At 65.0% G+C, this 22,533-nt stretch carries 21 protein-coding genes; 6 read left to right on the top strand and 15 right to left on the bottom strand.

Features of this window, described 5'->3' with window-relative positions; genetic code table 11:
- The first annotated feature begins 150 nt into the window (after positions 1-150).
- Positions 151-1,584 carry a hypothetical protein gene (locus tag ACE10W_RS10470; RefSeq protein ID WP_304551419.1) on the top strand — a complete coding sequence of 478 codons (1,434 nt, stop codon included), beginning with the start codon at positions 151-153 and terminating at the stop codon, positions 1,582-1,584.
- A 42-nt stretch (positions 1,585-1,626) separates the two neighbouring features.
- Here ACE10W_RS10470 and ACE10W_RS10475 read toward each other — a convergent pair whose 3' ends face one another.
- From ACE10W_RS10475 to ACE10W_RS10520, 10 genes are all read right to left on the bottom strand, one after another.
- Positions 1,627-2,451 carry a carbohydrate ABC transporter permease gene (locus ACE10W_RS10475; protein ID WP_304551420.1) on the bottom strand — a complete coding sequence of 275 codons (825 nt, stop codon included), beginning with the start codon at positions 2,449-2,451 and terminating at the stop codon, positions 1,627-1,629.
- Positions 2,448-3,386, bottom strand: coding sequence for a carbohydrate ABC transporter permease (locus tag ACE10W_RS10480; protein WP_304551421.1), 939 nt, complete (start codon positions 3,384-3,386; stop codon positions 2,448-2,450). Before ACE10W_RS10480 ends, ACE10W_RS10475 begins: the two co-directional genes overlap by 4 nt.
- Positions 3,383-4,732 carry an ABC transporter substrate-binding protein gene (locus ACE10W_RS10485; protein WP_049832539.1) on the bottom strand — a complete coding sequence of 450 codons (1,350 nt, stop codon included), beginning with the start codon at positions 4,730-4,732 and terminating at the stop codon, positions 3,383-3,385. The genes ACE10W_RS10480 and ACE10W_RS10485 overlap by 4 nt, the downstream gene beginning before the upstream one ends.
- A 59-nt stretch (positions 4,733-4,791) precedes the next feature.
- Positions 4,792-5,571: a sulfur oxidation c-type cytochrome SoxA gene (gene soxA / locus ACE10W_RS10490; RefSeq protein ID WP_028174733.1), complete on the bottom strand. Its 780-nt coding sequence runs from the start codon at positions 5,569-5,571 to the stop codon at positions 4,792-4,794.
- Positions 5,568-5,885, bottom strand: coding sequence for a thiosulfate oxidation carrier complex protein SoxZ (soxZ, locus tag ACE10W_RS10495; RefSeq protein WP_304551424.1), 318 nt, complete (start codon positions 5,883-5,885; stop codon positions 5,568-5,570). Before soxZ ends, soxA begins: the two co-directional genes overlap by 4 nt.
- The gene (locus ACE10W_RS10500) at positions 5,885-6,352 is read right to left on the bottom strand and encodes a SoxY-related AACIE arm protein (RefSeq protein ID WP_028174735.1); all 468 of its coding nucleotides are present in this window, start codon (positions 6,350-6,352) and stop codon (positions 5,885-5,887) included. The genes soxZ and ACE10W_RS10500 overlap by 1 nt, the downstream gene beginning before the upstream one ends.
- A gap of 8 nt (positions 6,353-6,360) precedes the next feature.
- Positions 6,361-6,762: a sulfur oxidation c-type cytochrome SoxX gene (gene soxX / locus ACE10W_RS10505; protein ID WP_231166664.1), complete on the bottom strand. Its 402-nt coding sequence runs from the start codon at positions 6,760-6,762 to the stop codon at positions 6,361-6,363.
- 235 nt (positions 6,763-6,997) lie between these two features.
- The gene (locus ACE10W_RS10510; RefSeq protein ID WP_028174737.1) at positions 6,998-8,269 is read right to left on the bottom strand and encodes an NAD(P)/FAD-dependent oxidoreductase; all 1,272 of its coding nucleotides are present in this window, start codon (positions 8,267-8,269) and stop codon (positions 6,998-7,000) included.
- A 125-nt stretch (positions 8,270-8,394) separates the two neighbouring features.
- Complete coding sequence (locus ACE10W_RS10515) at positions 8,395-10,581, bottom strand: molybdopterin cofactor-binding domain-containing protein (RefSeq protein ID WP_028174738.1); 2,187 nt, start codon at positions 10,579-10,581, stop codon at positions 8,395-8,397.
- Positions 10,582-10,592: 11 nt separating this feature from the next.
- Complete coding sequence (locus tag ACE10W_RS10520) at positions 10,593-11,042, bottom strand: (2Fe-2S)-binding protein (protein WP_028174739.1); 450 nt, start codon at positions 11,040-11,042, stop codon at positions 10,593-10,595.
- 49 nt (positions 11,043-11,091) lie between these two features.
- Between ACE10W_RS10520 and ACE10W_RS10525 the strand changes: the two genes are divergently transcribed.
- Together ACE10W_RS10525 and ACE10W_RS10530 are read left to right on the top strand one after the other, a co-directional pair.
- Positions 11,092-11,502 (top strand): hypothetical protein, encoded by a 411-nt coding sequence (locus ACE10W_RS10525; protein ID WP_231166665.1) that lies wholly within the window; start codon positions 11,092-11,094, stop codon positions 11,500-11,502.
- Positions 11,503-11,680: 178 nt separating this feature from the next.
- Entirely contained in the window at positions 11,681-13,300 is a 1,620-nt protein-coding gene (locus ACE10W_RS10530; protein WP_161535954.1) for a B12-binding domain-containing radical SAM protein, read from the top strand.
- A gap of 5 nt (positions 13,301-13,305) precedes the next feature.
- Here the strand turns inward: ACE10W_RS10530 and ACE10W_RS10535 are convergent, their stop codons facing one another.
- Positions 13,306-14,694, bottom strand: a complete 1,389-nt coding sequence (locus ACE10W_RS10535; RefSeq protein ID WP_161535953.1) for an MFS transporter — start codon at positions 14,692-14,694, stop codon at positions 13,306-13,308.
- 170 nt (positions 14,695-14,864) lie between these two features.
- Between ACE10W_RS10535 and ACE10W_RS10540 the strand changes: the two genes are divergently transcribed.
- Both ACE10W_RS10540 and cax read left to right on the top strand, forming a co-directional pair.
- Positions 14,865-15,926 (top strand): isocitrate/isopropylmalate dehydrogenase family protein, encoded by a 1,062-nt coding sequence (locus ACE10W_RS10540; protein WP_304551429.1) that lies wholly within the window; start codon positions 14,865-14,867, stop codon positions 15,924-15,926.
- Between the two features lie 344 nt (positions 15,927-16,270).
- Positions 16,271-17,371, top strand: coding sequence for a calcium/proton exchanger (gene cax, locus ACE10W_RS10545; RefSeq protein ID WP_304551431.1), 1,101 nt, complete (start codon positions 16,271-16,273; stop codon positions 17,369-17,371).
- A 94-nt stretch (positions 17,372-17,465) separates the two neighbouring features.
- Here cax and ACE10W_RS10550 read toward each other — a convergent pair whose 3' ends face one another.
- The 4 genes from ACE10W_RS10550 to ACE10W_RS10565 all read right to left on the bottom strand — a co-directional run bounded on the left by ACE10W_RS10550 (position 17,466) and on the right by ACE10W_RS10565 (position 21,063).
- The gene (locus ACE10W_RS10550; protein ID WP_304551433.1) at positions 17,466-17,900 is read right to left on the bottom strand and encodes a hypothetical protein; all 435 of its coding nucleotides are present in this window, start codon (positions 17,898-17,900) and stop codon (positions 17,466-17,468) included.
- A gap of 147 nt (positions 17,901-18,047) precedes the next feature.
- A complete protein-coding gene (locus ACE10W_RS10555; RefSeq protein WP_011085528.1) occupies positions 18,048-19,142 on the bottom strand; it encodes an amidohydrolase family protein in 1,095 nt (364 codons plus the stop codon).
- Positions 19,143-19,506: 364 nt separating this feature from the next.
- Positions 19,507-19,917, bottom strand: coding sequence for a hypothetical protein (locus ACE10W_RS10560; protein WP_304551434.1), 411 nt, complete (start codon positions 19,915-19,917; stop codon positions 19,507-19,509).
- Positions 19,918-20,127: 210 nt separating this feature from the next.
- Positions 20,128-21,063: a class I SAM-dependent methyltransferase gene (locus ACE10W_RS10565; protein ID WP_304551435.1), complete on the bottom strand. Its 936-nt coding sequence runs from the start codon at positions 21,061-21,063 to the stop codon at positions 20,128-20,130.
- 195 nt (positions 21,064-21,258) lie between these two features.
- On the opposite strand from ACE10W_RS10565, the gene ACE10W_RS10570 reads away from it, so the two are divergent.
- The gene (locus ACE10W_RS10570; RefSeq protein WP_161535948.1) at positions 21,259-22,371 is read left to right on the top strand and encodes a helix-turn-helix transcriptional regulator; all 1,113 of its coding nucleotides are present in this window, start codon (positions 21,259-21,261) and stop codon (positions 22,369-22,371) included.
- The last annotated feature ends 162 nt before the right edge of the window (positions 22,372-22,533 follow it).

Raw genomic sequence — 22,533 nt, forward strand, 5'->3', positions numbered from 1 at the left:
TTGCAATGACGTGAAGGTAAGGCGATGGACATGCGGGGGATGACGGTTGCGGTGGGGCCGGACGAGGATCGGGTTGTCGCGAGGGGGACGCCGCGGCGTGCCTGCAGGCAGTCCTTGCTCGGAATTTGCACCGCCGCGGTGCTTGCCCCCTTGGCTGTCCTGCTGGATGCGTCGTCGGCGCAGGCGCAGTTCGTTTGCGTCAATGCCAGCAACAGTGCGGCCGGTGCGAGCGCGAGCTCGATAGAAAGCGTGGCTTGCGGCACCAATGCTTCCGCGACCACGGGTGGCTCCGCATTCGGCGAATCGAGCTCTGCCGGTCCCGAGGCCGCGGCCTTTGGCGCCGGCAGTCTGGCCTCTGGCGGCCTCAGCACAGCGCTGGGCTATCGAAGCACTGCCAGCGGCTTCTTCAGCACGGCGGCTGGCAGCGCCAGCGCGGCCACCGGCGCCCTGACCTCGGCATTTGGCTACCAAAGCTCCGCGAGCGGTTACACCGCCACGGCCGTGGGCTATCGGGCAGGCGCAGGTGGTGACGGCAGCACGGCTCTTGGCTACGCGACAGTCGCGGGCGGCAACGCCAGCACGGCCGCGGGCAATTCCAGTCGCGCGGACGCCGAAAATGCGCTTGCAGTGGGTACAAACGCGAACGTCTATGCTGCCGGCACCAACGGCACGGCCGTCGGTTACAATATCGGCGTGAACGGCGCCAATAGCACCGCGGTCGGCGCTAGCAACGCGATCTCCGGCGACAACAGCGGTGCGTTCGGCACCGTGCAGATCGTCCGAGGCGACCGCAGCTTCACACTGGGCGGCAACAACACGATCAACGGCACCAGCCAGGCCGGCTGGGGCAACGTCGTCAACGTGGTCGGCTCCAACAACACAGTGGCCGGCACCGCGAGCGCAGTCGGCTCCTCGGTGTTCGGCACCGGCAATGCCGTCAACGCGCCCAATGCGCTGGTGATGGCGAACACGGCGACCGTGGCCGGGTCAGGCGGCATCGCGATCGGCAACACCGTATCGGTCGCAGGCGCCAACGCCGTCGCCGTCGGCAACAACACCAGCGCCGGCTTCGCCAACTCCGCCGCGATCGGCAACGGCGCCGCAGCGACGCGCGCCAATCAGCAGGCGTTCGGCACGGCAGGCAACACCTACACCATGGCCGGCATCGCCTCGTCGGCCAGCAAAGCCGCGCAAAGCGGCGCGACGCAGCTTGTCACGTCCGACGGCGCCGGCAATCTTGCGACCACCACGCTCGCCAATCTCGGCCTAGCCTCGACGAGCGATCTCAGCGCCATCAATGCCCAGCTCGCCAGCATCAATGGCCGCCTCGACGACCTCAGCACGCGAACGAGCAAGACGACCAGCGGCGTCGCCATGGCCTTTGCCATGGCCGGCGTGCCGACGCTGCTGCCGGACGAGACCTTTGCCATGACGATGAACTACGGGACCTTCGAGCGGGCCAACGGTCTAGCGTTCAATGCGGCGCTGCGTATCAATCGGAACATGCAGTTCAACGGCGGCATCGGCTACGGGCCGGACGAGAAGGTCGCCGGCGGACGCGTGGGCCTGCGCGTGGGCTGGTGAGCCCACCGCGATCGTCTTCTTACGATGGGCGGCGTCGGGTGATCACCCGCCCTTGACTGCACCCGCGGTGAGCCCGGCCACGATCTGCCGCTGCGCAAACACCGTCAGCAGCAGTACCGGGAGGGTGACGATCAGCGCGGCAGCGGCGAGCGGCCCCCAGCTCAGCTGGTCGAACGAGATCATGTTGTAGACCGCGACGGGCAGGGTGCGCGTCTCGCGTCCGGCCAGCACGATGCCGAAGACGAAGTTGTTCCAGGAGAAGATCACGGCGAGGATGAAGGCGACCGCGATCCCCGGCTTGGCGATCGGCAGGGCGACGTGGCGAAAGACCTGCCAGCGCGTGGCGCCGTCGATCAGGGCGGCCTCTTCCAGCTCGAGCGGCGTGGTCTCGAAATAGCCGACCATGATCCAGATCACGATCGGCACCGTCACGACGAGGTGGATGATGATCTGCGGCACCAGCGTGCCGAGCAATCCCAGCCACTGGAATAGCAGGAACAGCGGAATCAGGTAGGACAGGCCGGGCGTGATGCGCGCGATCAGGATCACGATCGCGGATTTGTGCGCGGCCATGCGCGCGATGCCGTAGCCGGCGGGGACGCCGACGATCAGCGCCAGCGCGGTCGCACTGCCGGTGACGACCAGGCTGTTGATGAAATAGGTCAGGAAGCGGTTGGAGGCCAGCACGTCGGCATAGTTCTTCCAGGCGATATGCTCGGGGAAGAACACCGGCGGGTAGGCGGCGTTGTCGATCTCGAATTTGAGCGACAGCGACAGCATCCACAGGAAGAACAGGATTGCCGGCGACACGATGACGAACACCGAAAGCCACAGGCCGATCTTGCCGATGATCTGACGAGGTGTCATGCGTCGCTCGCGATTTCGGTCCACACCATGCGCTGGCGGGCATACAGCATCACCGCGGCAAGCAGGACGATCAACAGGAAGAACACCACCGCGATCGCCGAGCCGTAGCCGAGGTCGTAGTAGGTGAAGGCGACGCTGTAGAGGTAGATGTTGATCGTCTCCGACGCCGAGCCGGGTCCGCCTTGCGTGATCGCGAAGATGATGTCGAAGCTCTTCACCGCGTCGATCATGCGGATCATGCCGGCGATGAACAGGAACGGCATGATCAGCGGCAGCGTGATGAAGCGGAACATCTGCCAGAGATTGGCGCCGTCGATCTGCGCGCTCTCATATGGCTCGGTCGGGATTGCGGCGAGGCCGCCGAGCACGATCAGCATCACGAGCGGCGTCCATTGCCAGGTCTCGACCAGCACCAGCGAGGGAATGACGGTCGCGGGATGAAACACCCAGAGCTGCGCCGGTATCCCGACCAGCGACAAGATGTAGTTCAGCACGCCGAGCTGCGGGTGGAACATCATGGTCCAGACCAGCGCGATCGCGACGGGCGTCGCCATCATCGGCATGATGAAGACGCCGCGCAGGAAGCCGCGGCCGGCGAATTTCTGGTGGAACACCACGGCTGCGAACGTGCCGAGCACCAGCGGCAGCAGCACCGACAGCGCGGTGTAGACGATGGTGTGGCCGACCGCCTCGAGAAAGCGCGGATCGCTGGTCAGCCGCAGATAGTTGGAGAGCCCGACGAAGGTGGTCGGCGAGCCGACCTTCCACTCGTTCAGGCTCATCCAGATGGTGAAGACCCACGGGAAGATGATGATGGCGAGCACGACGACCAGCGCCGGCACCACGAACGGCCAGTAGGACGGCGGGCGCAACTCTTTCTCCGGCGCGGCATCGGACCGTGCCGCGGCCGGATCAGCTTGTGTCAACGCACTCACGCCTTTTCGCTACGCTCCAGGATCGGCCGGAACTGGTCGTTGGCCTTCTTCAGCTCGGCGGCCGGGTCGGCCCCGGACAGCGTCGCGGTGAGCGCCGCGCCGACGATATCGCGGAATTCGGCGACGGGGACGACCACGGGCAGGCCGAGCTTGCTGATCTTGCCGGACTCGATCACCGATTGCAGCCACTCCGGCGGCATCTTCACGCCCTTCTGGATCTCGGGATCGTTCAGGATCGAGCTGCGGAACGGGACGCCGCCGCCGGCCTGGAGCAGGCGCGCGCCCTGCTGCTTCGAGACCACCCACTGGCAGAGCAGGTAGGCGGCTTCCTTGTTCTTGCTCGCCGCCGCAATGCCGATGCCGTCGCCGTAAGTGGACGAATAATGTCCCTTGGGTCCGGCGGGCACGACGGTGTAGCCGACCTTGCCGACGACGCGCGAGGCGGCCGGATCCTCCAGCGGCGGCGCCCAGCCGACGCCGTCGATCCACATCGCCGAGCGTCCTTGCGTGAACGAGGCCATCGACTCCATCCAGTTGAAGCCGGCGACGCCGGGCGGGGCGGACTTCGTCAGCAGCGTCTGGTAGAGCTTCGTTGCCGCGATCGCTTCCGGGCCGTCGGTCAGGATGTTGCGCTTGTCGTCGAGGAATTCGCCGCCATAGTTGAGGAAGAAGTTGGTCCACAATGCCATGTTGGCGTTGCGCAAGCCCCGCCCGACGAAGCCGTAGGTGCCTTCCTTGGGATCGGTGAGCTTCTCGGCGGCAGCGACCATCTCGTCGAGGGTCTTCGGGACGGCCACGCCCTTCTTCTGGAACAGCTCCTTGTTGTAGTAGAGGATGAAATAGTCCACCGACCACGGCAGCGACAGCATCTGCCCCTTGTCGTTCTTGGCATATTGCAGGCCCGCGGCGGAAAAATCGCTCTCGACGAGATCGGGCGCGGTCAGTGACGGGTCCTTCATGAAAGGCGTCATGTCGGCGAGCCAGCCGGCCTTCTCGAACTGCCGCTTCTGCACGTGATAGCTGAGATGGACGACGTCGAAGCTGGGCCGGCCCGAGGTGAACTCGATCACGACCTTCTGGCGCTGCTGCTGCTCGGGGATCTGCTCGGCTTCGACCTGGATGCCGGTGAGTTCGGTGAACTCCTTGATGTTCTTTTGCAGGTTGTCGCCGCGCGGACCCTTGGCGAGGATCACCTCCAGCTTGGTCCCGGCATATTTCTTCCAGTTGACCTCGGCGCGCGCCGGCAATCCGGTCAGGCTGAGCGCGCCAGCCGCTGCCGTGCCGGTCAAGAGCGTACGGCGCGAGATTCTGTAGTCGACCACTTCAAAGTCCTCCCTGTGACTCATCGTCTTTGGGAGGGATACTAGCGACCGTGCCACGCCTGCCTAGTCCTAATTCGAAGGAATCAGGGCCGCACGGCCGGTGTTTCCATCGGCAGGCCGCGCGCCCGCGACATCAAATAGAGCTCGAGCGCGACGAGCTCTGGGGCGCCGTAGTCGTAGGCCTGGGCGCGCACGCCGGACATGCAGCTGCGCAGACGCCGCTCCAGCGACCCCAGCGTCTGCCATTCCAGCCGATACAGCGGATAGCCGGTCGGCTGCGCTTGCGTGATCGGAGCGCCCGCCAGATGCCTGTCAAAGTTGTCGTCGTGGCAATTGGTGCAGGCGAGGTTGAGCTGGCCCTCGCGCTGCATGAAGAGGTCGCGGCCCTGTTCGACGAATTGCTTGAGTTGCGGGTCGTCGCCGGCCGTGATCGCGACGCCGCGCGACTGGTGGGCGACGAAGGCGGACAGCGCCAGCAGGTCGCGGCTCTCGTAGGGGAGCGGCGTTGCCTGCTGATGATTGGCGCGGCAGAGATTGATGCGTTGATCGAGTGTGATGGGACGGCCCACCGCCTTCTCGAAAGCGGGATAGCGCGCCGCGACGCCCTTCATGCTGCCCCGCGCATCGCCGTGGCAATCCGCACAGGCCTTCTCCGCGCTGCCGGTCTTCTTCGTCCAGAGCGCCTCGCCATCGAGCACGAACAGCATGCCCGGATTGGCGGTGTCGTCATCCTGCATGGCGCGCGTGTCCGGCCCCATGAAAGCGTAGCCGGAGCGGCGCGCCTCGGGCGCAATCTCGCCGGCAAGCAGGGCAGGAGCCGCGGCCAGCAATGTCGCCACCGCTATCGCGCGCCAAAATTTCATTCGACCGTGATCGATGCCGAGGCGGTGGACGAATAGCCGTTGTCGCCGGTCCATTCGAACTCGAACTTGCCGCTCTCTTTCGCGACCGTGAAGAACGAAAGGTAGGGGTTCGCGGCGATCGCCGGAAACAGATCGGCGCGAAAGATCTCCGCGCCGTTGTAGCAGCAGGTGAAGCTCGTGATGATGTCGCGCGGCACCAGCTTGCCGTCCGCGGTGTGGCGGAAGCCGGTTTCCATGATGTGCGAGGTCAGCGTGCGGATTTCGATGACGTCGCCGCGCTTGGCCTTTGCCGGAACGTTGATCAGCGCGGCCATCAGTTCAGCTCCTCGGTGCAGGCGGCCAGCGTCACGACGATGTCGGCGGCGACCTGCCAGAAGCTGTCATCGGAGAGACGCGCGATCGCGACCACCTTCTGGGTGTCGGCGAGCCGGATCCGCGTCGAAACCTGGGCTCGGCCGGCCCACGGGCCGAGATGGAAATTGCCGATGTTCGGCTGCGGGTTCTTCTCGTTGAAGACGTGGATGCTCTTGACGTAGTCATCAGGCGTCATCGGGCTTGCGACGCTCACGGTCATCGGCACGGTGTTGCCGTTCTCGACCAGCGGCGGAATGTCGAGCTTCACCCTGCCGGTGCGAATCGGGGCCTCACCGACGACGTTGCGGATCGCCGTGTTGAGCATCGCGGGCGTCGCCTCCAGCGGCCGCAGCGTGACGATCGGGATCGTTCCGGCGGCGGTGATGCCTCCGGCAAGGCTCAGGAATTGTCGTCGCGTGGTTGGCATGAGCAGTCCTAGTCCCGAAGCGTTGCAAGGTAGGCGACGATGTCCTCGATCTCCGCGGCCGACAATATCGGTTTGCCGGCGAAATTGCGCCCGACCCGGACGAGGCCATCATTGCGATAATAGGACGGCATGATGGTCTCCGCGTTGAAGCGCGACGCATCGACCAGACGAAGCCGCAACTGGCTCACCGACCACCGGTTCCCGGCGCCGGAGAGATCCGGCGCGAGGTCGCCCTGGAACCGCGTTTCCGGAAACGGGCCGGAATGGCAGAGGATGCAGGTCGTCGTGCGCGCGAGCACCAGCGCGCGTCCGCGCGCGGCATCGCCGGGCGTAGCGGTGAGCGAAGCCGGAATGCCGTCGCCGACGATTGTGTAAGGCGCGAGCTCGTCCGCTTGGGTGGGCAAGGCCAAGGCAAGGCTCGCTACGATGAATACCGCAATCGCAGATCTTGGATTGAATGACTGAGGCCGCCGCGAACTCCTCTTACCTCTCCCGCTTGCGGGAGAGGTCGCCGCGTAGCGGCGGGTGAGGGCTCTTTCCTCTTGGGGGGTCTCGCGGGCGGAGACACCCTCTCCCCAGCCCTCCCCCGCACGCGGGGGAGGGAGCGCGTCGTGCTCGTGGCGGCAGGCTCGTCCCATCATTGCCCTAGCCAAAGGTGTCTGCCGTGATGGTTTGAAACCAGCGCGCGGCCTCGTCAGCCTCGCGGGCGCGCAGCTCGCGCGGGGCATCGACCGGGCTGGTCGCGCCGCCCTCGACCTCGGCAAAGATATCGCCTCTGGGCTGGTAGTTGCCGGCGAGCGAAAAGCCGTAACCGGGTGCGACGGTGGTGTAGCAGACACCGGTGAGCCGCGGCGTCTCCGGGGCGCGGCCTGCGAGCAGGTTGACGATCGCGGCGGCGCAGGCCTTGCCTTGCGCGCTTGCGGCCGACGCCGATTTGGGAATGCCGCCGCCGAGGCAGGCATCGCCGATGACGTGGATGTTCGGGACGAGCTTCGACTCGAAAGTTACAGGATCGATCGGGCACCAGCCGGTCGCATCCGCTGCGCCCGCAATCTGGGCGAGGTGGCCGGCGCGTTGCGGCGGGATGACGTTGGCGACGTCGGGGGTGTAGTTGCCGAACTCGGTGATGATGGTCTTCGTCGAAGCGTCAACGGAGGTCACGCGGCCGCCCTGCGACAGCGCGATGCGTTCGATCATGTCGCCATAGAGCTCCTTCCAGGCCCGCTCGAACAGCCGCTGCTGCGAGAAATTGTCCTTGGCATCGAGGACCAGCACCTTCGAGCGCGGCTTCTTCGTCTTCAGGTAATGCCCGATCAGGCTGGCGCGCTCGTAAGGCGCCGGCGGACAGCGCGATGGATTGGCCGGGATTGCGATGGCGACCGTGCCACCGTCTTCCATCGCCTCCAACTGCCGGCGCAACAGCAGCGTCTGTGCGCCGGCCTTCCAGGCGTGCGGCATCTTTTCCGACGCCGCCTCGTCGTAGCCGGGCAGGGCTTCGACATGGAAGTCGATGCCGGGCGAGAGCACGAGGCGGTCGTAAGTGAGCGTGGCGCCGTCGGTCGTCGTGACGCTGCGCCTTTCGGGATCGACGGTTGTTGCCGCCTGGGCAACGACGGTGATGCCTTCGGCGACAAGCTTGTCATAGCCGAGCTGCTGCGCCTCGATCTCGCGCAGGCCTGCGATCACCTCGTTGCTGAACGGGCAGGATGTGAAGACCTTGTTCGGCTCGATCAGCGTCACCTGCAATTTGGCGTCGGCGCGTTTGAGCGCGCGGGCACAGGCCGCGCCGCCAAAGCCGCCGCCGACCACGACGACGCGGCCCGCCGATTGCGCGCGCAGGATTGAAGGTACTGCGTACGATGTGGCCGCGGCGGTGATGCCGAGGACGGTATTCCGCCGTGTCACCGGCGCATTCATGGGTCTCATCCGGAAAATGCCGCGGCGGCCGTCGTGGCCGCCGCGAGTTGTTGCTTGAGCGTGATCTTCTCGGAAAACCGCTTCGCTCTTTGCGCTAACGCGGCCCTTCGGGTCCGGATCATGCTCTAGGCGAAAGTGATGTTCTGGTCGCGCAGCGGAACGGAACGGATGCGCTTGCCGGTCGCGGCGAAGTACGCGTTGAGCACGGCCGGTGCGGCAACACCGATGGTCGGCTCACCGACACCGCCCCAGAATCCGCCGCTCGGCACCATCACCGATTCCACCTTCGGCATCTCGTTGATGCGCATCGAGTTGTAGGTGTCGAAGTTGGTTTGCTCGATCTTGCCGTCCTTGACGGTGCAGCCGCCGTAGAACAGCGCGGACAGGCCATAGACGAAGGAGCCCGCGATCTGCCGTTCCACCTGCGCCGGATTGACGACGTAGCCGGGGTCGGTGGAGGCGACGATGCGGTGCACCTTGATCTTGTTGCCGTCGGTCACCGAGATCTCGGCGGCGCCGGCGACGTAGCTGCCATAGCCCATCACCTGCGCGATGCCGCGATAGACGCCTTGCGGCGCCGGCGTGGTCCAGCCGATCTTCTCGGCCACGGCATTGAGCACCGCCAGATGCTTGGGGTGATTGCCCATCAGCTTGCGGCGGAACTCGAGCGGGTCCTGGCCTGCGGCATGGGCCAGCTCGTCCATGAAGCATTCCATGTAGATCGCGTTGTGATTGACGTTGACGCCGCGCCAGAAGCCGGGCGGAACGTGCGGATTGCGCATCGCATGCTCGATCAGCAGGTTCGGCACCGAATAGCCGAACGCGGCCTCGCCGGATTGGGCGACACCCTGGAACGCGGCCGGGTCCATTCCGTTCTGGAGCGCTTCGGGGCGAAGCGAGAACAGGATCGACTGTCCCGACAGGCGGTAGTGCAGCGCGACCAGGTTGTTGTCGGCGTCGAACGCGCCGGTCATCTTGCACTGGGTGATCGGGTGATACCTGCCGTGCGCCATGTCCTCTTCGCGCGACCACAACAGCTTGACCGGCGTGCCCGGCATCTGCTTGGCGATCATGACCGCCTGGCGGACGTAGTCGGTCTGGCCGCGCCGGCCGAAGCCGCCGCCAGGCATTACCTTGTGCACGTCGCACTTCTCTGCCGGCAGGCCGGAGGCCTCCAGCACCGCCGCGAAGGCTGCCTCGCCGTTCTGCGTGCCGCACCAGACCTCGCATTTGTCCGCGGTGTAGAGCGCCGTGGCGTTCATCGGCTCCATCGTGGCGTGGTTCTGGTAAGGGTAGTTGTAGACGGCCTCGACCTTCTTGACGGCGCCGGCAATCGCCGCCTTGGCGTCGCCGTTCTTGTTGCCGACATAGGCCGGCTGCCCGTTGTCGAGGCCTTCCGCCAGCCACTTCGCAATCGACTCGCTGGAGACCTTGGCGTTGTCGCCTTCGTCCCAGACGATCGGCAGCGCTTCCAGCGCGGTCTTGGCGTGCCACCAGGTGTCGGCAACGACCGCGACCGCGGTATCGCCGACCTTGACGACCTTCTTGACGCCTTTCATGCCGGCGATCTTGGCCTCGTCATAGCTCTTCAGCTTGCCGCCGAACACCGGGCAGTCCTTGATCGCGGCGTTCAGCATGCCCGGCAGCTTGACGTCGATGCCGTAGACCATCGTGCCGGTGGTCTTGTCGGCGGTGTCGAGGCGCAGCACGCCCTTGCCGATCAGCTTCCAGTCCTTCGGATCCTTCAGCTTGACGTCGGCCGGCGGCGTCAGCTTGGCCGCAGCCTCGGCGACCTTGCCGTAGGTTGTGGTCCTGCCCGACGGCGTATGGGTGATGACGCTCTTCGCGGCGGTGCATTCCGACGCCGGCACTTTCCACGAATCGGCGGCGGCCTGGATCAGCATCACGCGCGCGGTGGCGCCGCCCTTGCGGACATAGTCCTGCGAAGAGCGGATGCCGCGGCTGCCACCGGTCGAGAAATCGCCCCAGACGCGCTTGCGGGCGACGCTCTGGCCGGGTGTCGGATATTCGGTCGAGACCTTCGACCAGTCGCATTCGAGTTCCTCGGCGACGAGTTGGGCGAGGCCGGTGAGCGAGCCCTGGCCCATCTCGGAGCGGGCGATGCGGATCACGACGGTGTCGTCGGGCCTGACCACGACCCAGGCGCCGATTTCGGGCGAGCCGTCGGCTGCGCGCACCACGGCGGGACCGCCGAAGGGGATATCGAGGCCAATTGCGAGGCCTGCGCCGACCGCGGCGGTGCCGATGACGAAGGCACGGCGGTTCATCTTGGGAGAGACGTGCTTGTTCATGGGGCGGTTCCTTACGCGCTGGCGATCGTGTGGATCGCTTCGCGCACCTGCTGGAAGGTGCCGCAGCGGCAGATATTGGTGATGGCCTCATCGATGTCGGCGTCGGTCGGCTTCGGCTTCTCGTTCAGCAGCGCTGCCACCGCCATGATCATGCCACTCTGGCAATAGCCGCATTGCGGAACGTCCTTGGCGATCCAGGCTTCCTGCACCTTGTGCAGCGTGCTGCCGGACGCCAGCCCCTCGATCGTGGTGATCTTCTTGCCTTCGGCCTCGGCGACCGAAACGCCGCAGGCGCGGGTCGCGATGCCGTCGATGTGAACCGTGCAGGCGCCGCATTGTGCAATGCCGCAGCCATATTTGGTGCCGGTCAGCCCGGCATTCTCGCGGATCGCCCAAAGCAGCGGCGTATCCGGCTCGACGTCGAGTGTGAGGGATTTTCCGTTGATTGTAAGGTTTGCCATCGCAGTCCCCTGATTGGTCCAATCCACCGATTGGACTCAGGGGCGCAATGTGTCCGGCAAATTGGAACTGTTCAAATCAACAGTCCGCGGGGTGGCCGTCAAAGAGATCGGGGGGCGCCGGGAAGATTGTTGGGTGTTCGGTGTTGCAGTCAATTGCCCGCTCGCGACCGCGGAGGCGATCGTTCATGAAATGGCCCGTCACAAGCTGAGGGCGTTTGGTGTCGCAAACGAGAATGCGATCCGGATCATCAGCAAAAGACGAGCTCTATCCCAGTCCGGTCCGCAGCGACATCCGCGCCCTGCTGGCGCGCAATGCCTCGCGGATGGAGAAGGGCTTCGAGACGTTGGGCAGCATGCCCGCACTGACGCGCCCGGCCGCGAGTTTCTCGGCGCGTTCTTCGCCTGGTGCAGCGATGTCCTGGCGAGCAGGCGGAAGCTGCTTGCGAGCGAACGCTGCTGATTGCTCGCTTCGCCGCGGGCCGGGTTCCAGGCGCCAATCCGCGGCTTGGGGCGACGCCCGGCCGTGAACGCCGGTTCCAGGCCCGATCACCGCTGCATTGCGGCGACAGTTTGTCCCCTTTTGCCGGGATGCAAGACGAGGTCGCTCTGGTACACTGAGTCGAAGCCAGAGGAGTTCCATGGACGTGCCGAGCCCCTGCAACGTGTTGATGCTCTACCCGCTGTTCACCGCGGAGTCGTTCTGGAGTTTTGGCGAATCCTGCAAGCTGATGGGCGTGAAGCGACCCGCAGCTCCCCTCGGCCTGATAACCGTTGCCGCGATGCTGCCTGCCGACTGGACGGTGCGCCTCATCGACTGCAACACGTCGCCCCTGGGTGACGAGGATCTCGCCTGGGCCGACGTCGTCTTCACCGGCGGAATGCTGCCGCAGCAGGCCGACACGCTGCGCCTGATCGAGCTATGCCGCGCTGCGGGCAAGCCGGTGGTCGTCGGCGGCCCCGATCCGACCTCGAGCCCCCACATCTATGAGAGGGCCGACTTCCGGGTGCTCGGCGAGGCCGAGAGTGTCATCGACGAATTCATCGCGGCCTGGGAGGGCGGTGCGCGCTCCGGCGTCTTCACTGCGCCGAAATTCCAGGCCGACGTCACCAGGACGCCGGTGCCGCGGTTCGACCTGCTCAAATTCGAAGATTATCTCTATATCGGTGTGCAGTATTCGCGCGGCTGCCCGTTCACCTGCGAGTTCTGCGACATCATCGAGCTCTACGGACGCGTGCCGCGAACCAAGACGGCCGAGCAGATGTTCGTCGAGCTCGAGACGCTCTACCGGATGGGCTACCGCGGCCACCTCGACTTCGTCGACGACAATTTCATCGGCAACAAGAAGTCGCTGCGGCTGTTCCTCCCGCAGCTCGCCGAATGGCAGCGCGCCCACGGCTATCCGTTCGAATTCTCCACCGAAGCCTCGATCAACCTCGCCGACGATCCGGAACTGCTGGAGCAAATGGGGGCGGCCAATTTCTTCGGCATCTTCGTCGGCATCGAAAGTCCGGATCCGGCGACGCTGGTCGCGATGCGGAAGAAGCAGAACACGCGGCGCAACATCGCCGAGAGCATCCACAAGATCTACGCCGCCGGCATTCTCGTCACCGCGGGCTTCATCGTCGGCTTCGACAATGAGAAGCTCTCGATGGCGGAGGCCATGATCGAATTCATCGAGGAGGCGGCGATCCCCGTCAGCATGGTCGGCCTGCTCTATGCGTTGCCCAACACGCAGCTGACGCGCCGCCTGGAGCGCGAAGGCCGGCTGCACCCGGGCCACGATCTGGCGCCGACCATCGGCGCCGATCAGTGCACGGATGGGATCAACTTCGATCCGGTGCGCCCGCTGCGCGACATCCTGATGGATTACAAGCGGGTGCTGGAGCGCATCTACAGCCCGGCTGCCTATGCCGGACGCATCGACCGCTTGATGACGCTGCTCGACCGTTCGCGGCAGCGCCACGCGCTTGCGGAGGGCGATATCCGTGCCAAGCTCGGCGCGATGGAGACCGTGCACCGCGTGGTCACGGCGATCCCCGAAGCGCGCGGGCCGCTCTGGCAGACCTTCATGAACTGCGCCAAGCGCGACACGTCATCGGCGCGGATCGCGGTGCAGATGATCGCGGCCTATGCGCATCTCGGGCCGTTCTCGCGCAAGGTCATCGCCGCCATCGACACGCGCCTCGCCGCGCTCGACGACGAGACGGTCATCCCGGCGGCAACGGTCGACGTGACGGTGGCGCGGCACCTGGCCTGAGGGCCTTACTTTACCGCCAGCCGCAGGAAGCTCATCACGCTGCCGAGCGCGGCAAAGCCCGCGCCGAGCGCCAGCGCGACGGTCGCGCCGTCGTGGCCGGCGAGGGCGAAGCAGAGCGCCGCGAGCGCGGCCCCTGTCGTCTGTCCGGTCAGGCGCGCGGTGGCGACGATGCCGGAGGCGCTGCCGCTGCGATGCGGCGGCGCGCTCGACATCACCGCCTTCATGTTCGGCGCCTGGAAGAAGCCGAACCCCATGCCGCAGATCACCATCCGCCAGATGATGTCGGCGATGGCGGGGTTGGCCGGCAGCATGGCGAGCAGCGCCATGCCGAGGCCGAGCAGCACGAGGCCGATGCCGCCGAGCAGCCCGACCGCATGCCGGTCCGACAGGCGCCCCGCGATCGGCGCCATGATGCCGACCACCAGCGGCCACGGTGTCATGAAGAAGCCGGTCTCGACCTGCGAGCGTCCCAGCACGTCCTCGAAATAGAACGGCAGCGAGACGAAGGCGAGGCCCTGCACCGCGAAGGAGCACACCGCCGTTGCCGCCGACAGCGCGAACATCGGCCGGCTGAACAAATCGATCGGCAGCATCGGCGCGGGGTGATCGGCGTGGCGGCGCGTCAGGATGAAGCCGAGCGCGAGGGCCGTGACGAGCTCGATGCCCACGACGACCGGCGACAGATTGTGCGCGGCGCTGCCGATGCCCGTGATGAACAGGCCAAGGCAGGCCGACGCCAGGATCGCGCCGAGAAAATCAAAACCGTGATCGGCCCGCGGCGTCTTCGGCAGCATCGCAAAGCCGATGCCGATCGCAACGAGGCCGAAGGGGATGTTGACGGCAAACAACCACGGCCAGGGGCCGAGCGCGAGGATTGCGGAGGCGATCGAGGGCCCGAAGGTGAAGGCGGTCGCGACCACCAGCGCGTTGTGGCCGAAGCCGCGGCCCAGCATCCTTCCGGGATAGACGAAGCGCACCAGCGCCGTGTTGACGCTCATGATGCCGCTGGCTCCGAGGCCCTGCAGCGTGCGCGCGACCAGCAGGCTGTCCAGCGACCATGCCACCGCGCAGAACAGTGAGGCGATGGTGAACAGGATCAGGCCGCCGAGATAGATGCGCTGGTGCCCGACGATCTCGCCGAGCGCGCCGAGCGGCAAGAGCGTTGCCACCAGCGCGATCTGGTAGACGTTGACGACCCAGACCGACTGCTCCGGACTGACATGCAGGTCGGCGGCAATGGCGGGCAGCGCGATGTTGGCGATCGCGGTGTCGAGCGAAGCCATCGCCAGCGCGGTGAAGATGGCGGCGATCGCCCAGCGCCGCTGCGCGGCCGGCAAGCCGTCGGCGATGGGATGGTCGGGCTCGCGCGCGGCGGCAGGTAACGTGATCGTCATTGCGTTGGCGCGTTGCTCCGGCGGCGTGGCTAGGCGGACTTTTGGCATGTACTACGCCGCAGGCCGCTTCCACAGGCATATGCTTGCATGCTGTGTATGCGCGAAGATGAGGCGATGCCGCCGGGCTCTGGCGTATGATCGCGCCGGCGCTGCAATTTTGGGGAAACGTCATGCAACTCGTCGTTCTGCCCGGTGACGGCATCGGACCGGAGATCACGACCGCGACATCGGGTGTGCTGCGCGCGGCCTCGGAGCGCTTCCAGCTCAATCTGCGGCTGGAGGAGCACGCGGTCGGGCACGCGAGCCTGAAGCAGTTCGGCACGACGGTGCGGCCCGAGCTGCTCGACATCGTCCGCGGCGCCGACGGCCTGATCCTGGGGCCGACCGCGACCTTCGACTTCAAGGATGAGGCGCATGGCGAGATCAATCCGTCCAGGCACTTCCGCAAGAACCTCGACCTCTACGCCAATGTCAGGCCGGCGCGCACCTATGCCGGGCGGCCAGGCCGCCTCGGCGATTTCGACCTCGTCGTGGTGCGCGAGAACACCGAAGGCTTCTACGCCGATCGCAACATGGAGCAGGGCAATGGCGAGATGCTGGTCACGCCTGACGTCGCGATCTCGCTGCGCCGGATCACGCGGGCGTGCTGCGAGCGCATCGCGCACGCCGCCTGCCGTCTCGCGATGAAGCGGCGCAGGCACCTCACGATCGTGCACAAGGCCAATGTGCTCAAGATCGGCGACGGGATGTTCCTGGACATCTGTCGCGCGGCGGCGAAGGGCTATGCCGGCCTCGAAGTCGACGACATCCTGGTCGACGCCATGATGGCGCATGTCGTGCGCAACCCCGATCGCTTCGACGTCATCGTCGCCACCAACATGTTCGGCGACATCCTGTCCGATCTCACGGCCGAGCTGTCCGGCAGTCTCGGCCTCGGCGGCTCGCTCAATGTCGGCGACCGCTATGCCATGGCGCAGGCGGCACACGGCTCGGCGCCTGACATCGCCGGGCAGGACGTCGCCAATCCGGTCTCGCTGATCCTGTCGACCGCGCTGCTGCTGGCCTGGCATGGCGAGAGGAGCGGCGCGGTGCGCTACGAGGAGGCCGCGCGTGCGATCGAGACGGCGGTGGCGAAGGCGATCGGCGAGGGCAGGGCAACGCGCGATGTCGGCGGCAGGCTCGGCACGATCGCGGCGGGGGCTGCGATTGCGGAGATCTTGCAGGGGGCTTGAGGTGCTTCGGAGCGTGCTTTCCGGCTCTTTTTTGGGCGAAACAAAAAGAGTCGAAAAACAACCCCATGCACAGTAGAACACCCCTTGATCGATAAGGGATTTTTGCGATGCGTCGCGGCGACATCCGCAGCTGCGATCGCGTTGACCCGTCGGGCAAAACACTGGCAGGATGCGATGCTGGCGGCGATCGGGGACTGGGCCATGGCGCGTTCTCGTCACGCGCAATGTGAGCCTCGGACCGCACGGCGGGGCGTCTCCTCCGGCCCACGTTGAGGCAGATCAATACTCGCCTCGCAGGCCCGCCCGACCCTTCCATCAGCGCATCCATGGAAAGGGCGGCCGACATGCAAACCCTGCTCAGGGAAATCCGGAATACGCCCTTGCTCTGGATGCTGGTCTTCGTGCCCATCGTGCTGCTGGCCGAGGCGGCTGCCCCGCATTCCCACACGCTCCTCTTCGTGCTGGCGGTGCTTGCGATCGTGCCGCTGGCGGCGCTGCTCAGCCACGCCACCGAAGCGGTCGCGGCGAAGACCGGCGATGCCGTGGGCGGACTGCTCAATGCGACGCTCGGCAATCTGACGGAGCTGATCATCGCCATCACGGCGCTGCGTGCAGGCCAGTACATGCTGGTAAAGGCCTCGATTGCGGGCGCGATCGTGACCAACGCGGTGTTCATGTTAGGGGCCTGCCTGCTGCTCGGCGGCCTGCGCTACCACGTGCAGGAGTACAACCGTGCCGGCGCGCGGCTCTCGTCGGGCCTATTGCTGATGGCAACCGTCGCCCTGCTTGCGCCTTCCGCGGTCGCCGATCTCGAGCACCTGCCGCAGGGCGGAGGCATCTTGAACAAGCTCAGCGTCGGCATTTCAGTCCTGCTGATCTTCGCTTACGCGCTCGGCCTGTTGTTCTCGCTCGGGACGCACAAGGAATTGTTCGCAAGCGCCGATCATGGCGACGACAAGGAGGCGCATTGGCCGATCGGCATCGCCGTCGGCACGCTGCTGGTCGTCACGGTGCTGGTCGCGCTGGTCAGCGAAATCTTCGTGGAATCGGTGCAGAAGGCGGCGGAAACCTTCGGGATGAGCCCGGCCTTTGTCGGCTTCATCATCGTTTCGCTGGTCGGCGCTGCCGCCGAATTTGCGGTGGCGTTCGGCGCGGCGCGCAAGGACCGGCTCGACATGGTCGTCAGCATCGCGCTCGGCAGCGCCTCGCAGATCGCGCTGTTCGTCGCCCCCGCGCTGGTGCTGCTCAGCTACGTCGTGGGGCCGACGCCGATGAACCTGCAGTTCTGGCCGGGCGCCGTCACCATGGTGATGATCGCCACGGTCACGTCGGCGTTCATCACGGCCAGCGGACGCTCGGCATGGTTCGTCGGCGCGCTGATGATCTTCATCTACGCAGTGTTTGCGCTGACCTTGTATGTCGTCCCGCCGGCGGGCGAGGGATGAGGTGCTGTTGCCCGTCGGCACGAGGGTGAACTAGCTCGTCCGGGAAATGGCGGCCCGCGGCAAGCCATCCTCCGGAACGGCGAATGCGTTTTCGCTAATAGGCCCAGTAGCTGCCGGAGGGCAGGCAATTGTCGTCGCCATAGCCATAGCCATAGCCATAGTCGCCGCTATAACCGTAATAGGACGCGGGCGGGTAGCTGTAGCCGTAGGCGGGATAACCGCCATAGCTGCCATAATAGGCGCTCCGCGCAATCGCGCCGCCGCCGACGGCGCCGGCAACGCCATAGCCGAGTCCGCGATAACCGTAGCCGCGATAGCCCCAGCCGCCGCGGTAGCCCCACCCGACGCCGCGATAGCCATAGCCGCCACGCCAGCCGCCGACCCATCGCACTTCAGTGGTGTTCTGATCGACCATCGATTTCATCGTCGCCAGATGCGTCGGGATCGGCCCGGCCTGGACACCCATAGCGGGCAGCAGGGCGCCGGCTCCGGCGAGAATGAGGGTGCGCAAAGACTTCGAGGAGGTCATGATCGATCATCTCCTTGGCTACGGGCGGCGCTTTCTGCGCCACCATCGACAATTGATTCCGGCGTGGCGTTGCCGTGGCGGGCTTGATCTAGATCAAGCGTCGGGGTCGCGGCACCGCCGCGCCGTCAGGAGACGCTGCCCGATGCTCTAGGCCTGCAACCGCGGAACGAGACGAATCGCGTTCTCATGGCCAATCGCATCGAGATCCTCAGTCGAAAGGCCAAGCTTCTGCAACTGCGCGAACTGGCCAAGGCCGAAATACGGATAGTCGGTGCCGTAGGTGATCTGGGAGGCGGGTACGAGCTTGAGCAGCGCGGCCATGGACGGCGCGAACGTTGCATTCGCGGTGTCGTAGTGAAGCCGGCGTAGCTCGCCTTCGATCCCCTCCGGCGCAAACTCCTTGAGATCGGGCCGCGCCCCATAGAACGAATTGATGCGCCCGGCCATCATCGGAATCGTGCCGCCGGCGTGCGAGAACAGCCATTTGATGTCGCGGTGGCGGGCAAATGCACCGCTGAGCAGAAGGCTCGTCACCGTACGTGTGGTGTCGTGCGGGACTTCGATCACCGCGGGAAACGTGCCGACGCTGAGCGCGCTGCAGCAACTCGCGACCAGCGGATGCACATAAACGACCGCCTTGCGACGGTTCAGCTCTTCGAACACCGGCCTGTAGGCGGCATTGCCGAGCCATTTGTCGCCGTAGCTGCTTTGCAGCCCGATCCCGTCCGCCTTCAGCGTGTCGAGCGCATATTCGATCTCCTTGAGCGTGGCATCGACATCCAGCATCGACAAGGTTGCGAACAGGCCGAAACGGCCCGGATGGTCGCGCATCATGTCCGCCGCGTACTCGTTGCAGGTGCGCGCGAGCCGGCCAGCTTCCGCCGGCCCGAGGTCGAACCACACCCCTGGCGTGGAGGCGACCGACAGGATGCCTGTGCGTATGCCATTGCGGTCCATGTCCTCGACGAGCTTCTCGCGGGTCCAGGCAACCTGACCGGGAAAGTGCGGCTGCTTGCGGGCGTCTTCGTAGCCAAGCCAAAGCTTCTGGTATTCGGGCGGATAGAAATGAAGGTGGGTATCGATCAGCGCCGGCCTGGTCTGTCCGCGCACCGCAACGGCCGGGATGGCCGAGGCAAGGCCGAGCGCACCCACTCCCGCGAGAAAGCCGCGCCGCGACCAGGACGGGCCGCAACAGGTAGAGCAGCGCTGATGCCCTCCCGATTTCCGATCCCAAATGAGCATGTTGCGGGTCTCCTGTTACGAATTGGCATGGACGGGGGGCCTGTGGTGCTTCCATAGGCAGGAGGTTTCGCCCATTCGCAGTCCGCGGAGCGGCTGCAGCACGGGCGTTGATTGTTGGGGATCGGAATGTGCCGATTTTTCGTCGCCGCGCGATATCCCTCGTCACGCCTTCGCATCACAGCAGCAACTTTGTGTGAACGCGGCCCGGCGTTGCGTCCCATGACTCCGGCTCGCCCGACAGCCGACGGGGATGTCTTCCTCAGAAAGGCGCTCGCGATAGTCCGGCGGAAAATTGTCGCGGGTCTGTTCGCCCGTGATGCGCCGGGCGGTCTTCGAGGAGTCGAAGCGATGGACGTTTTCCCGATCAGCGCCGGTCGCCGTCATCCTTGTCCGAGAGGCCGCTCGATGAACGTTCGTCGTATTCGGCCCTGAGCTTCGCAAGGATGGATTGCAATGTCTCTTGCTCCGTCGAGCTCTCGTCATTGCTCTGCCCCCGCAGGCGCCGCAGCCTGCTGCGGAGCATATCGTACGCTTCGAGAAGGGGCGGGCTCAGCGAAAAGAAGGCGCCGAGCGCAATCGCGATGATCACATGGCGAAGCGAAACGGGGGGATCCTCGCCGGGCGTAGCGGCATCATGGCGGACTGGTACTGGCGAAAGACCGGCTGACCGGCCGTCGGCGCGGGACGGCCGCGGTTTTCGCGGCGGGATCACGACGACGACAAAAAGGATGTTGAGCAACAGCCAAATGCCTAAAATGACGAGCAGCGTACGCATGAATAATCCAAGGACAGCGTTACCTGAGCTGACGGCAGTATGGTTTCAAATATCGATGCTTCCACGAATCCGTTCACGCGAGCGGCAACTCGCATGCAATGAAAAAGCTGTCTGATGCCGGACAATGAAGTCGTTACCTTAATCTCGAGCGTGGACAGCAGAGGTCGGGACACGGCATCGCGCGGCATGATCCTGGCGCCTGCCACGGGGCTACGGGACGCTGAGTTCGACAAGGTGAGTTAAGCCGGTCGGGTCCCGTCGGACGGAAAAATCGAGGCGATCGAAACCGGCCGCCGTCGCGATTTTCCGAAGTTCCGGCTCGGAGCGATGAACCAGCTTCCAGTCTGCGATGGCCTCCATCCACACGCGAAACGGATTCCCTGCGGCGATATTGGTGAAGACGATCGAGCCACCGACCCTCAGAAGGCGGCAGCGCAATTCCCCCAGAACGGAAATGATCGTTCGGTCGTCGAGGTAGTCGGACAGGCAGCCGCAGACGACGACATCGAACGGGCCTTCGTCCTGGACCTGTCGGATCGCCCGTCTCACGTCGCCGCAGACGATGTGAACATCGCAATAACGGCTCAGTCGCTCTTCGGCGAGAGCCAGGGCTTGCCTGTCGAGATCCACGAGAACGACCGTGGATCCCGTAAATCGATGTGGTGCGATCTGGAAGTCGGCACCTCCGCCACACCCAATCGAGAGGATGCGCCCCGGCGTCGTGGCGCACATCTTGAGGTACTGCCACCAGATCCTGTTTCGATGCTGTTGCACGATGGCGGTATTGAGTGCGTGCCATTCGATCCAGTCGCCCGGATCGGCCGTGGTCGGCAGGCTCGCGCCGGCTGCGAGCAGTTCGACAGTTTCGAAATCACCGGGATAGCCGCGCGGCCACTCCTGAAGTCTGCGGACAAATGAGGAGCGGGCGTGGAGATGACGGGCGGGTGCGAGGAGCCTTTGAATATTCGGTGAGTTCCATGCCGGAGCCGGAAGCTTGGCCAAGGCGCAGCAAAGAGCGTGCATTTGAGAGGCTGTCCCGTGCATTGCCGCTGCTGGATCCCTCGGCATCAGCTCAAAGAAGCGGCAGAAGTCGCCCACCTCCCGGTCAAGCTCGTCCAAATCAATCCCGCTGTGCGTTTCGTCCATTCGTCCCAACCTCCAGGATCGGGATAGAGTGGCGAAGGCCGGCCATTCGCGCATGACCCAGTTGGGTCATGCCTGCGGAATTGCTCGAGAACCCAATGCGCGCAGCACGTTATCCAGAGCCGGTGTCGATTGACAGCGGCGGGCAAGTATCCAAGGATTGTCCGAATATGGACGATTTCTTTTTGGGTGATGCGATTGCGGCGTTTTGATTTCCAGCGATTGGAGCAGTCGAAAGCCCGGTTGGGCGAAGTGGTGCTGGACCCCGGCCAGTGGATACCGCTCATGGAGGACATTTGCTCCGCGGCAGCGACGTCCGGTGCGGGGCTGCTCCAGAGTGATGTCCGGACTTCCGATGTCCCGGTGACGCCTTCGACGAAAGAGGCTTTCCAGGGCTACTTTGCCGCCAATCTTCACGTGGAGGACGTTCGTGCCGTCAGGGGAGTTCCGCTACTGCTTTCCGGCAGGAAGGTTCTGCGCGACCAGGATATCTTCTCCTCCGAGCGAGACATGCTCAAGACTCCCCTCTACAGACATCTCGGACAGCTTGGATTTCAATGGTGGTCGGCGATTTCCTTTTGGGCAGGGCCGGCAATGTGGGCCCTCGCGCTACAGCGCAAGCGTGGGGAAGGAGCCTTCGAAGATGACGATCTGAAGGCGTTTGCGCTGCTCTCGGACGCGCTGACCGAGGCCGCCACGCTCTCCCATGCAGTGGGAAGGCAGGTGTTGCTCGGGTCTTTGAGCGCTTTCGATTCGATCAACGAGCCGGCGCTGTCAATGACCAGCATGGGGCGCGTGCTGGAGATCAATGCGGCGGCGGCCGAAATCTTCGATGCCGACTTCCGCGTCCATAACAACAGATTGTACATGCGAGATGGCAAGGCAACTCGTGCTCTTGACGCGAGGTTGACTAACTCCGATCGGGAGCTCCGTCTTCGCGCCGGCAGCCGCATTGGCGACATCATTGTCGCGCGGCGAGAGACCAAGCGTCCGATCGTCATCAAGCTGTTGCCCGTACCGGGGGCGGCTCGATCGCCATTTCTGGGGGCGAGGTTCATCCTGACGCTCACCGACATGGAGGTCGTCCGTAAATCTGAAATTGAATTGCTCTCGGCAATCTTTGCGCTGACGGCGGCCGAGGCAAAGGTGGCGCGACTGATAGCTGCTGGATGGTCGCCGGAAATGATCGCCGACGACCTGGCGCTGTCCCGCGAAACGGTCCGCAACCAGATCAAGGCGGTCTTCAGCAAAACGGCCACGCATCGACAGAACGAGTTGGCGGCTTTGATCGGTCACATGCGCAATCTCTAGCCGAGATACTCCTTACCTTTTGAACGCGTTTGACAACGTGGTCATTGCCCGCAACGTGCCCGCTGTTGGCCTGCGGCCAACTCGTCAAGGCAGGCTGACGCCAGCCGCTCCCGAGAGCACAGCGAACATGTCATGCTCTCGTGCCCGATCGGTTTCAGAGCC

The organism is Bradyrhizobium sp. B025 (assembly GCF_042257955.1).
Taxonomy (GTDB): Bacteria; Pseudomonadota; Alphaproteobacteria; order Rhizobiales; family Xanthobacteraceae; genus Bradyrhizobium; species Bradyrhizobium diazoefficiens.